This is a genomic window from Pseudomonas sp. 58 R 3, from assembly GCF_900006605.1.
Taxonomy (GTDB): Bacteria; Pseudomonadota; Gammaproteobacteria; order Pseudomonadales; family Pseudomonadaceae; genus Aquipseudomonas; species Aquipseudomonas salomonii.
The window spans coordinates 128,804-140,792 of record NZ_CVTT01000008.1 but is presented as its reverse complement, the minus strand read 5'-3'; the positions used below and the strand labels follow the sequence as shown (position 1 = coordinate 140,792).

At 58.0% G+C, this 11,989-nt stretch carries 8 protein-coding genes; 2 read left to right on the top strand and 6 right to left on the bottom strand.

Features of this window, described 5'->3' with window-relative positions; all coding sequences use genetic code 11:
• Window positions 1-54 precede the first annotated feature (54 nt).
• Window positions 55-1,071: a class I SAM-dependent rRNA methyltransferase gene (locus tag BFP92_RS00855; RefSeq protein WP_065911185.1), complete on the top strand. Its 1,017-nt coding sequence runs from the start codon at window positions 55-57 to the stop codon at window positions 1,069-1,071.
• An 87-nt stretch (window positions 1,072-1,158) separates the two neighbouring features.
• Window positions 1,159-4,092: a DUF748 domain-containing protein gene (locus BFP92_RS00850; RefSeq protein ID WP_065911184.1), complete on the top strand. Its 2,934-nt coding sequence runs from the start codon at window positions 1,159-1,161 to the stop codon at window positions 4,090-4,092.
• Window positions 4,093-4,386: 294 nt separating this feature from the next.
• On the opposite strand, the gene BFP92_RS00845 is transcribed toward BFP92_RS00850, so the two are convergent.
• The 6 genes from BFP92_RS00845 to infB all read right to left on the bottom strand — a co-directional run bounded on the left by BFP92_RS00845 (window position 4,387) and on the right by infB (window position 11,988).
• Entirely contained in the window at window positions 4,387-5,007 is a 621-nt protein-coding gene (locus BFP92_RS00845) for a BON domain-containing protein (protein ID WP_065911183.1), read from the bottom strand.
• 296 nt (window positions 5,008-5,303) lie between these two features.
• On the bottom strand, window positions 5,304-7,409 hold the full coding sequence (gene pnp, locus BFP92_RS00840) for a polyribonucleotide nucleotidyltransferase (protein ID WP_056858281.1): 2,106 nt from the start codon (window positions 7,407-7,409) through the stop codon (window positions 5,304-5,306).
• A gap of 195 nt (window positions 7,410-7,604) precedes the next feature.
• Window positions 7,605-7,874, bottom strand: a complete 270-nt coding sequence (rpsO, locus tag BFP92_RS00835; RefSeq protein ID WP_003176135.1) for a 30S ribosomal protein S15 — start codon at window positions 7,872-7,874, stop codon at window positions 7,605-7,607.
• Between the two features lie 115 nt (window positions 7,875-7,989).
• Window positions 7,990-8,907: a tRNA pseudouridine(55) synthase TruB gene (truB, locus tag BFP92_RS00830; protein WP_065911182.1), complete on the bottom strand. Its 918-nt coding sequence runs from the start codon at window positions 8,905-8,907 to the stop codon at window positions 7,990-7,992.
• A gap of 3 nt (window positions 8,908-8,910) precedes the next feature.
• A complete protein-coding gene (rbfA, locus tag BFP92_RS00825) occupies window positions 8,911-9,306 on the bottom strand; it encodes a 30S ribosome-binding factor RbfA (RefSeq protein WP_003176137.1) in 396 nt (131 codons plus the stop codon).
• 159 nt (window positions 9,307-9,465) lie between these two features.
• Window positions 9,466-11,988: a translation initiation factor IF-2 gene (gene infB, locus BFP92_RS00820; protein WP_065911181.1), complete on the bottom strand. Its 2,523-nt coding sequence runs from the start codon at window positions 11,986-11,988 to the stop codon at window positions 9,466-9,468.
• Window position 11,989 lies beyond the last annotated feature (1 nt).

The window sequence follows — 11,989 nt, the reverse complement described above, 5'->3', positions numbered from 1 at the left end:
CGGAGCCTATAACTGTTAAACTTCGCGCCCTCTTTTACCCGCAAGGCGCGCTCCATGACTCCCTTGAATCAGGCGCTGCGCGCCGCTCTCAACCATCGCCAAGACCTGATCAACGAGCTGCACGCCCAAAACACCGACTGCTACCGGCTGTTTCATGGCAGCCAGGAAGGCGCTGGCGGCTTGACCATCGACCGTTACGGCCCGCAATTGTTGGTGCAAAGCTTCCACCAGTCGCTGCAAACCGAGGAGCTGCTGGACCTGCATCAACAGGTCAATCAGTTCATGGGCCTGGAATTGCAGCTGGTGTACAACGACCGCTCCCGTGGTAACTCGCGCATCGACCGTGAGGACACGGTGTACCGCGCCGAGCCCGCGGCGTTGGCAGATCAGGTCGGCCACGAGTGGGGCCTCAACTACCGTGTACGCGGGCGCCATGCCGGGCAAGACCCACTGCTGTTCCTGGACCTGCGCAACACCCGTGGCTGGGTCAAGGACCACAGTGCCGGCAAAAGCGTGCTGAACCTGTTCGCCTACACCTGTGGCGTAGGCTTGAGCGCCGCAGCCGGGGGCGCAAGCGAGGTGTGCAACCTGGACTTCGCCGAAGGCAACCTGGCGGTCGGGCGCGAAAACGGCCTGCTCAACCCGCACTTGCCGACCATGGCGTTCGTGCAGTCCGACTACTTCCCGGCGATTCGCCAACTGGCCGGTTTGCCGATCACCCAGCGCCGCGGGCAGAAGCTGCCAAGTTATCCACGCCTTGAGCAGCGTCAGTTCGACCTGGTGCTGCTCGACCCACCTGCGTGGGCCAAGAGTGCTTTCGGCACTGTCGACCTGTTGCGCGACTACCAGAGCCTGCTCAAACCCGCACTGCTGACCACCGCCGACAATGGCGTGCTGATCTGCTGCAACAACCTGGCAAAAGTCAGCATGGATGACTGGCGCGAACAGGTGCTGCGGTGCGCCGAAAAAGCCGGCCGACCGGTACGCGAGTGGCAAATCATGACGCCGGGGGCTGACTTCCCTTCGCAAGATCAGCAGCCACCGTTGAAGACCCTGATCCTGCAGTTGTAGTACTTTTCCCAAGGAGCCCGGTACTTCGGAACCGAAAACCCGTGCCATACTCCAAGGCACTCTCGTTCTACATAGATGGCGTCACTCATGCCCAAAGGATTGATCCGCGCCGCTGGCGCCTTGTTGACCGCCCTGGCTCTGTACAGCTTGCTGGGTTTTCTGATTCTGCCGGGCATTGCCCTACGCATTGCCAATCAACAACTGGCCAATTACGCCACGGTGCCGGCCCGCATCGAGCGTATCGAGCTCAACCCGTTCAGCCTGGAACTGACGCTGTGGGGCCTCAAACTCGGCGAGCCGGGCAAGGAGCAAGTCGGTTTCGAGCGCCTGTACGCCAACTTGCAGATCGACAGCCTGTGGACGCGCGCTCTGCACCTGGCAGATGTGCAGCTGGACCAGCCGAAGACTGAAGTGCTGTTCGACAAATCCGGTCAGTTGAACCTGGCGCAGTTGTTCAAACTGCCTCCGAGTGAGCCGACCCCGGCCGACCCGAATGCCAAGCCGTTCCCGCTGCGCATCGACAGCATCAAGCTGGCCGGCGGCTATGTGTACTTTCGCGACCTGCGCCCCAGCGAGCCGATCGAATTCCTCTACGACAAACTCGACTTCGAGCTGAAAAACCTCAGCACCTTGCCCGAAGACAATGCCGACATGACCCTGGTGGCCGCCGGCCCTGAGGGCGGGCAGATTGACTGGAAAGGCAATTTCAGCCTGGTGCCGATCACTTCACAAGGCACCTTGAAAGTCACCGATGGCAAGATGAAAGCCTGGTGGCCGTATGTACGGGACGCCCTGCCGCTGGTGCTTGAAGACGGCGTGCTGAACTTCAGCACCGACTATAAATTCAGCCTGGCCAAAGAAACCGAACTGAACCTGACCAACACCGCCGCGAGCATCGCGCCGTTTGCGATCAAGGCGCCGGATGGCCGGCCACTGGTGCGCCTGGAGCGCCTGGACGTCAGCGACACCACGGTGGACCTGGCCAAGCAGCAAGTGGTGGTCGGCAAGATCCGCAGCAACAAGCTGGAAACCTGGGCCGCCCGCGAAGCCGATGGGCAACTGGACTGGCAGAAACTGTTTGCCAGCCAACCGAGCAAACCGGCCAAGGAACTCAAGCCTGCCAGCGCACCTGCAACCGCCGATACGCCAAACGCCCCACCTGCCGCACCCAGCAAACCCTGGCAAGTGCTGCTCAAGGACGTGCAACTGCGCAACTATCAAGTTCACCTCGCAGACCGTGCTGCCAAACCGGAAGTTGCATTGGAGCTAGGCCCGCTGAATGTCGATATGCAGAACTTCGACAGTCTCAACCGCAGCCCCTTTAGCCTGAAGGTCGACTCCGGCCTGGGCAAGCAAGGCAAGATCAGCGCAACCGGTGAGGTCAACCTCAACCCGGTCAGCGCCAGGTTGAAAGTGAGCACCCAGGACATCGACCTGCGGGTCGCGCAATCCTATATCAGCCCGTTTATCCGCCTGGAACTGCGCAGCGGTATGTTGGGCAGCAACCTCGATGTGAACCTTAAAAGCACCGAGCCCTTGGCGCTGCAGGTCACCGGCCGCGCCCAGGTCGACCAGTTGCACACCCTGGACACCCTCAAGACCCGCGACTTCCTCAAGTGGCAGCGTCTGGTATTCGAAGGCGTGAACTACCAGCACGGCGACAGCCTGTCGATCGACAAGGTCAACCTGCTGCAGCCCTATGCGCGCTTTATGATCAACGACGACCGCACCACCAACATCGATGACTTGCTGATCCCGCAACCGGCCGACAATGGCACCAAGTCGGCAGCCAAACCGGCGGCGAGCAAAGACAAACCGTTGGGTATTCATATCGGGCAAATTGCGATCAACGATGGTTCGGCCAACTTCGCCGACTTCAGCCTCACGCCCAACTTCGCCACGGCTATCCAGCAACTCAACGGGCAGATTGGCACTATCGACAGTCGCCAGGCCAAACCGGCCAGCGTCGACATTAAGGGCAAGGTGGATCGCTACGCGCCGGTGACGATCAAGGGCAGCGTCAACCCGTTTGACCCGATGGCGGCGCTGGATATCGCCACCAGCTTCAAGCGCGTCGAACTGACCACGTTGACTCCGTATTCCGGCAAGTTCGCGGGTTTCCGCATTCGCAAGGGCCGGCTGAACCTCGATTTGCACTACGTGATCACCAAAGGCCAGTTGAAGGCTGAAAACAAAGTGGTGGTTGAGCAATTGCAGTTGGGTGAGAAGGTCGACAGTGCCGATGCCGTCGATTTGCCGATTCGCCTGGCCATTGCGCTGCTCAAGGATACTGACGGCAAGATCTCCATCGAACTGCCAGTAACCGGCGACTTGAATAACCCGCAGTTCAGCGTCATGCCGATTGTGTGGCAGACCCTGCGCAACCTGGTGGTGCGCGCAGCCACGGCGCCGTTCAAGTTTATCGGCGGGCTGGTCAGCGGTGGCGGCTCGGAAGACCTGGGTAACGTGTCGTTTGCCGCAGGCTCCAGCGAGCTGAACAAAGATGCCGAGGGTGCCCTGAACACCTTGGCCAAGGCACTCAAAGAGCGCCCTACCCTGCGCCTTGAAATCGAAGGCACGGCAGCCGCCAGCAGCGATGGCCCTTTCATCGCCGCAGATCGCCTGGAGCGTGAATACCAATACAACTACTACAAAATCCTCCAGCGTCGCGGCGACAAGGTGCCGGCTCAGGCGTCATTGCTGGTGGTGCCGGAGAAGGAAAAAGCGCCATTGCTCGAAGGCATTTACCGCACCCGTCTCAAGCAACAACCACCGGCCGAATGGAAAGACCTGAGCAGTGATGATCGCACCGCGAAGCTGCGGGATGGCTTGATCAAGTTCTGGGGGGCCAGTGATGTGTTGCTGCGCCAACTGGGGCAGGACCGTGCCAGCACTATCAAGGACTACCTGGTGGACAAAGGCCAGCTGGAAGATGACCGGGTGTACTTCATTGATGCCAGCCTGGGGCAGGCGGAGAAAGACGGTCGAGTGGTAACGCCGATGCATTTGGATGCCGAGTAACATTCAGCTAAAACAGATCTAAATGTGGGAGCGGGCTTGCTCGCGAATGCGGTATATCAGGCACATTTCCAGTGACTGACACACCGCATTCGCGAGCAAGCCCGCTCCCACAGTTTTATCTCCACCGGCCATGCAAATGTATTCCAGGCCTGAATAGAACAGGCCCCGACACAAGTGCCGGGGCCTGTAATGACCACATCCGTGTGGTCGGTCGCATGAACTTTAGAGGTGCATCGGGTGGATATCTAACTCACCCTAAGCCGCCGCCGTCTAGCTCAGACGATTCTTTTAGCGTTACTGAGCTTTCAGGCCATCGGCCGATACAGCTTTAACGCCTTTGATTTTCTTGGTGATCGCAACTGCGGTGTCTTTCTGAGCCTGGGTCACGGCAGCAGTCGACGACAGCGACACTACACCTTTGTTGGTTTCGACTTTGATGTCGGTACCAGGAATGCCTTTTTCGGTAACCAGGTCAGCTTTTACTTTGGTGGTGATCCAAGTGTCCGAAGTGGACTCTTTGGCATCTGCTGCTGCGCCTTTGGTTTTGTCGATGTTATCTGCCTTAGTGGCACCGCCAGCCATCAGGCCGTCAGCGGAAACAGCGGTAACACCTTTGATTTTCTTGGTGATCGCTACAGCCGTGGCTTTCTGGGAGTCAGAGATAGCGACTGTGGAGGACAGGGAAACCACGCCTTTGTTGGTTTCAACCTTGATGTCCGAACCAGGAATGCCTTTCTCGGTCAGCAGGTCGGATTTAACTTTGGTAGTGATCCAAGTATCCGAAACGCTTTCCTTAGCCTTGGTGGCTTCACCAGCCGCCAACGTCATAGGGGCTTGGGAAGTCTGAGCAAAGGCTACGTTAGCACCCATGGCCAGAGTCAGAGCGGTAGCGGTAGCGAGAGCGAACTTCTTCATACGAGTAACTCCTGTTTTATGAAAAGTCTGCAGCGTGTAAACCTTGATGCTGCAGCGTTAACAGGGTTATTGCAGGCAGTGTGCCAAGTCACAGAATCATATTAATCCCTTTATAAACAACGACTTATAAAAACAGCTAATTTTCGAAATCGTGCATCTTGCATGAAGTCGACCGTACCTGCATGCAAGTTGCGGCTTTTGGAATTTACTAAGCGACTGATTTCCCGGTACTTTCCTGTGGACATAAAAAAAGGACTCCGAAGAGTCCTCTTTTTCAGCGTAAAGCCAGCGGGTAATTAAACGCCCGAAGCCTTGGCTGCTGCTACGTCCTTGATGGACAGCTTGATACGGCCGCGGTTGTCCACGTCCAGTACCAGCACTTCCACTTCCTGGCCTTCTTTGAGAATGTCGGTCACTTTCTCAACACGAGCGTCGCTCAGCATGGAGATGTGTACCAGACCGTCTTTGCCCGGCAGGATGTTGACGAATGCGCCGAAGTCGACGATGCGCTCAACCTTACCCACGTAGATCTTGCCGATCTCGGCTTCAGCGGTGATGCCCAGAACGCGCTGACGTGCAGCTTCAGCCGCTTCCTTGGTTTCGCCGAAGATCTTGATCGAGCCGTCGTCTTCGATGTCGATCGAAGCCTTGGTTTCTTCACAGATCGCACGGATGGTCGCGCCGCCTTTACCGATAACATCACGGATTTTGTCGGTGTCGATTTTCATCGCGATCATGGTCGGAGCATTTTCCGACAGTTCGGTGCGGGACTGACCAATGATCTGGTTCATCTGACCGAGGATGTTCAGGCGCGCTTCCAGGGCTTGGCCCAGAGCGATTTCCATGATTTCTTCGGTGATGCCTTTGATCTTGATGTCCATCTGCAGCGCGGTAACACCTTTAGCGGTACCGGCTACTTTGAAGTCCATGTCGCCCAGGTGGTCTTCGTCGCCCAGGATGTCGGTCAGGATGGCGAACTTCTCGCCTTCTTTAACCAGGCCCATGGCGATACCGGCAACCGGTGCCTTCATCGGTACACCAGCGTCCATCAGGGCCAGGGAAGCACCGCAAACGGAAGCCATGGAGCTCGAACCGTTGGACTCAGTAATTTCCGACACAACACGGATGGTGTACGGGAACACGTCGGCAGCAGGCAGCATCGCAGCGATCGAACGACGAGCCAGACGGCCGTGACCGATTTCGCGACGACCAGCGCCACCCATGCGACCACACTCGCCTACCGAGAACGGAGGGAAGTTGTAGTGCAGCATGAACGGGTCTTTCTTCTCGCCTTCCAGGGTGTCCAGCAGTTGTGCGTCACGGGCAGTACCCAGTGTTGCAACGACCAGAGCCTGGGTTTCGCCACGGGTGAACAGCGCCGAACCGTGAGTCTTCGGCAGAACGCCGACTTCGATGTTCAGTGGGCGCACGGTGCGCGTGTCGCGACCGTCGATACGTGGCTTGCCGTTAACGATGTTTTCGCGAACGGTGCGGTATTCGATTTCGCCGAAGGCAGCTTTGACTTCGCTGGAAGAAGGCTGGCCTTCTTCACCGGACAGTTTGGCTACAACCTGATCCTTCAGCTCGCCCAGGCGCGCGTAACGGTCGGCCTTGACGGTGATGGTGTAGGCGTCGGAGATGGCAGCACCGAACTCGGAGCGGATAGCGCCCAGCAGTTCAGTCGCTTCAGCTTGTGGAGCCCAGGCCCATGTCGGCTTGGCAGCTTCGGCAGCCAGTTCTTTAACGGCCTTGATCACGGACTGGAACTCGTCGTGAGCAAACAGTACAGCGCCCAGCATCTGGTCTTCGGTCAGCTCTTTGGCTTCCGATTCAACCATCAATACGGCTTCAGAGGTACCGGCAACGACCATGTCCAGGCTCGACGCTTTCTGTTGCTCGTAAGTCGGGTTCAGCAGGTAGCCGGTGCTTTCGTGGAAAGCAACGCGCGCAGCGCCGATCGGGCCATCGAAAGGAATGCCGGAGATGGCCAGGGCAGCCGAGGTACCGATCATCGCAGCGATGTCCGGATCGGTCTTCTTGCTGGTGGAAACGACGGTGCAGACAACCTGCACTTCGTTCATGAAGCCTTCTGGGAACAGCGGACGGATCGGACGGTCGATCAGTCGGGAAGTCAGGGTTTCTTTCTCGGAAGGACGGCCTTCACGCTTGAAGAAACCGCCAGGGATCTTACCGGCAGCGTAAGTCTTTTCCTGGTAGTGAACGGAAAGAGGGAAGAAGCCTTTGCTCGGGTCAGCGGTCTTGGCGCCAACAACGGTCACCAATACGGTCACGTCGTCGTCAACGGTAACCAGCACTGCGCCGGAGGCTTGACGGGCGATACGGCCTGTCTCGAGGGTAACGGTCGACTGACCGAACTGGAATTTTTTGATAACCGGGTTCACGGTGTCCTACCTTCTTTGTGGCTCTTGGGGGAACTTGTCTTCTTGCGAAATTCTTGGGCAATGCCGGGAATCGGCCCGACGCTCGTCCAGGGTAAAACGTGTATCCAGATAAAACTTGAGGCTGGGAGCCTGCCATGGGCCAGCGGGAATCCCACTGACACACGGCAGACAACCAACCTCTAGCGCAATCGCTTATTAGCGACGCAGACCCAGGCGACCGATCAGAGCCTGATAACGACCCAGATCCTTGCCTTTCAGGTAGTCCAGCAGCTTACGGCGCTGGTTTACCATGCGGATCAGACCACGACGGGAGTGGTGATCTTTACCGTTGGCCTTGAAGTGACCTTGCAGCTTGTTGATGTTGTGGGTCAGCAGTGCAACTTGCACTTCTGGCGAACCAGTGTCACCAACAGCTTGCTGATAGTCAGCAACGATTTGTGCTTTTTCTTGAACGTCGAGAGCCATGAGGCAATCCTTTTTTCAGGAAACTACCCAAAGGGCAGTTTCAACAGGCCAGGGACAAATCCCTGTATCTAAAAATGAGTGTTGACCGTGCCTGTTAACAGCCACACTCGTCCGGTCATTCTGACCGAATCAGTCGACGCGGCGCTATACGCCCGTCTTCGCTCACTTCACCGATACCGATAAAGCGACCGTTATGATCCTGTACCCGCACCATACCGAACTTCGGAGCATCCGGGGCACGTACCGGTTGGCCGTTTAGCCAGTAGAACGCGCTGTGCTCCGAGAAGTGCAGCAATGGCCAATCCAGCAAACCGCTGTCCGATGGCATCAGGAAGCGATCAACCGCTTCATTGCCGCCTTCGGCATGTACCGCTTCCAACTCTTCCAGCGTGACCGTCTGGGCCAGGGTGAAAGGTCCGGCTTGAGTACGTCGCAACTCTGCAACGTATGCACCACAGCCCAGTTGCTCACCGATATCTTCCACCAGGGTACGAATATAGGTGCCTTTGCTGCAGTCCACCGCCAGTCGTGCGGTGTCGCCTTCACTGGCGAGCAATTCAAGCCGCGCAATAGTAACAGAACGCGGTTCACGCTCCACTACTTCGCCCGCACGTGCCAGCTTGTAAAGAGGCTGGCCATCACGCTTGAGCGCCGAGTACATCGGCGGTATCTGACTGATTTGCCCACGAAAAGCGGGTAAAACGGCCTCGATATCAGCACGACCAACGGTCACGTCGCGAACCTGCAGAACATCACCTTCGGCATCGGCCGTGGTGGTGGTCTTGCCCAGTTGCATGAGGGTTTCGTAACCCTTGTCGGAATCGAGCAGGTATTGCGAGAACTTGGTGGCCTCGCCAAAGCACAAGGGCAGTACGCCGGTGGCCAAGGGGTCGAGGCTGCCGGTGTGCCCGGCCTTCTCGGCATTGAGCAGCCAGCGAACCTTCTGCAGCGCGGCATTGGAGGTAAAGCCAATGGGCTTGTCGAGCAGAATGATGCCGCTGACGTTGCGACGAATACGTTTGACCTGAGCCACCGCTTACTCCTTGGCGTCTTCAGGTGTGGACGGGTGCTGGCTGTCTTCAGCCACGGCGCGCTCGATCAGTGCCGACAGGTGCGCACCACGCACGACGCTTTCGTCGTAGTGGAAGTGCAACTGGGGAACACTGCGCAGCTTCATTTCACGGGCCAACTGCATACGCAGGAAGCCGGCAGCCGAATTGAGCACCTTGATGCTTTGCGCGATTTCTTCGCTGTTGTCCTGCCCCATCACGGTGATGAAGATCTTGGCGTGACCCACGTCACGGCTCACTTCAACGGCGGTGATGGTGACCAGGCCAACGCGCGGGTCTTTGACTTCGCGACGGATCAGTTGGGCCAGCTCACGCTGCATCTGATCGCCGATACGTTGGGTACGGCTGTATTCTTTTGCCATGTCTTGTTACCTGTTACTGCCACACGGTGAAACCCGTGGGGTCTGAAAGCGGCAAACGCCCGGCCTGACAAAAGCCAGACCGGGCGTTGCGTTTAGAGTCCGTACGCTGCGCGGGGCATTTGCATGCCCACACGCAACGTGGCTCCGGAAGTGCGCGAGTTAGAGGCTGCGAGCAACCTGGACCTTCTCGTAGACTTCGATCTTGTCGCCAGCCTTGACGTCGTTGTAGCTCTTGACGCCGATACCGCATTCCATGCCGGCACGTACTTCGGAAGCGTCATCCTTGAAGCGGCGCAGAGATTCCAGCTCGCCTTCGAAGATAACGATGTCTTCACGCAGTACACGGATCGGACGGTTACGGTACACAGTACCTTCGATAACCATGCAACCGGCGATCGCACCGAATTTCGGCGAGCGGAACACGTCACGCACCTCGGCAACACCCAGGATGTTCTCCCGGACATCGCTGCCAAGCATGCCGGTAAGGGCTTTCTTGACGTCTTCGATGATGTCGTAGATGACGTTGTAGTAACGCATGTCCAGGCCTTCCTGCTCGACGATCTTGCGAGCGCCAGCATCGGCACGCACGTTGAAGCCGAACAGTACAGCGTTGGAAGCCAGTGCCAGGTTGGCGTCGGACTCGGTGATACCACCGACACCGCCACCCACAACGCGCACTTGCACTTCGTCGTTACCCAGGCCGTTCAAGGCGCCGTTCAACGCTTCGAGGGAACCACGAACGTCAGATTTGAGGACGATGTTAAGCGTCTTCTTCTCTGCCTGGCCCATGTTCTCGAAGATGTTTTCCAGCTTGCCGGCGTGAGCACGAGCCAGTTTGACTTCGCGGAACTTGCCTTGACGGAACAGAGCCACTTCACGGGCTTTCTTCTCGTCAGACAGCACGCTCATCTCGTCGCCAGCGTCCGGCGTACCGTCCAGGCCGAGAATCTCGACCGGGATGGAAGGACCGGCTTCCTTGATTGGCTTGCCGTTCTCGTCGAGCATGGCACGTACACGGCCATAGTTCGAACCGACCAGGACCATGTCGCCCTGGCGCAGGGTACCGTCTTGAACCAGAACGGTTGCAACCGGGCCACGACCTTTGTCGAGACGCGATTCAACCACAACACCGCGACCCGGGGCCGATGGCGTTGCTTTGAGTTCCAGGACTTCAGCTTGCAGCAGAACAGCTTCGAGCAGCTCGTCTACACCGGTACCGACTTTCGCCGAAACCGAAACGAACGGCGTATCACCGCCCCACTCTTCAGAAGTCACGCCGTGCACCGACAGTTCGCTACGGATGCGATCGAGATCGGCGCCCGGCTTGTCGATTTTGTTCACTGCAACTACCAGTGGAACACCAGCGGCCTTGGCGTGCTGAACAGCTTCAATGGTCTGCGGCATCACGCCGTCGTCCGCTGCAACTACCAGGATCACGATGTCAGTCGCCTTGGCACCACGAGCACGCATTGCGGTAAACGCAGCGTGGCCAGGGGTGTCCAGGAAGGTGACCATGCCGCGCTCGGTTTCAACGTGGTATGCACCGATGTGCTGGGTGATACCGCCGGCTTCGCCAGCAGCTACCTTGGCACGACGGATGTAATCGAGCAGCGATGTCTTACCATGGTCAACGTGACCCATTACGGTCACAACTGGCGCACGGGAGAACGTCTCACCTTCAAACTTCAGGGACTCGGCCAGGGAATCTTCCAGGGCGGTGTCGCTGACCAGGGTCACTTTGTGGCCCAGTTCTTCGGCTACCAGTTGAGCAGTTTCCTGATCAAGTACCTGGTTGATGGTCGCTGGAGTACCCAGTTTGAACATGAACTTGATGATTTCAGCGGCCTTGACCGACATCTGATTGGCGAGATCGCCAACAGAAATGGTCTCGCCGATCTGCACATCACGCACGACAGGGCCGGTTGGGCTCTGGAATCCGTGGGCGTTGCGCTTTTTCAGCTTGGCCTTGCCGCGACCACCACGACGGAAGCTATCGCTTTCTTCGTCGGTAGTACGTGGGGCAACGCGTGGAGCCGGCGCCTTCTCTTTGACCGAAGCGCGATGCGGAGCGTTTTTACGCTCGCCATCACCACCGCCACTGCGACGATTGTTGTCGTCGGCACGTGGTTTGTCCGGACGACGAGGTTCGTCGCGCTTGCGATCAGCTGCTGGAGCCGGAGCGGCGGCAACCGGAGCGGCCTCACGCACAGCTTCTACAGGAGCGCTAGGCGTGGCGACCGCTTCAGTACCAGCAGGTTGCGCAGCAGCAGGCTGGCGACGCGCTTCTTCTTCGGCGCGACGCTTGGCTTCTTCTTCAGCCTTCTGACGAGCAGCATTTTCTACTGCGCGACGCTCTTCCAGCTCGCGTTTGCGCTCGGCTTCGATTTCTTCCGGGCTGCGCTGTACGAAGACTTTCTTCTTGCGTACTTCAACGCTGATGCTCTTGCTACCAGCAACACGCAGGGTGCTGGTGGTTTTGCGCTGCAATGTAATCTTGCGCGGTTCTTCCACTTTCGCCTTGTGGCTGCTCTTCAAGTGAGTCAGCAAAGACTGCTTCTCACTATCGCTCACACCTTCATCGGCGGCGGTGTGCGGCAGACCTGCCTCACGCATCTGCTGCAACAGGCGCTCTACCGGTGTTTTGACCTCATCGGCCAGTTGTTTCACCGTGACTTGCGTCATG

Bases quoted from the DNA above. Each gene is read 5' to 3' on its own strand.
- rpsO (WP_003176135.1), bottom strand. From the start codon at position 7,874: ATGGCTCTCGACGTTCAAGAAAAAGCACAAATCGTTGCTGACTATCAG.
- infB (WP_065911181.1), bottom strand. From the start codon at position 11,988: ATGACGCAAGTCACGGTGAAACAACTGGCCGATGAGGTCAAAACACCG.
- BFP92_RS00850 (WP_065911184.1), top strand. From the start codon at position 1,159: ATGCCCAAAGGATTGATCCGCGCCGCTGGCGCCTTGTTGACCGCCCTG.
- rbfA (WP_003176137.1), bottom strand. From the start codon at position 9,306: ATGGCAAAAGAATACAGCCGTACCCAACGTATCGGCGATCAGATGCAG.
- BFP92_RS00845 (WP_065911183.1), bottom strand. From the start codon at position 5,007: ATGAAGAAGTTCGCTCTCGCTACCGCTACCGCTCTGACTCTGGCCATG.
- BFP92_RS00855 (WP_065911185.1), top strand. From the start codon at position 55: ATGACTCCCTTGAATCAGGCGCTGCGCGCCGCTCTCAACCATCGCCAA.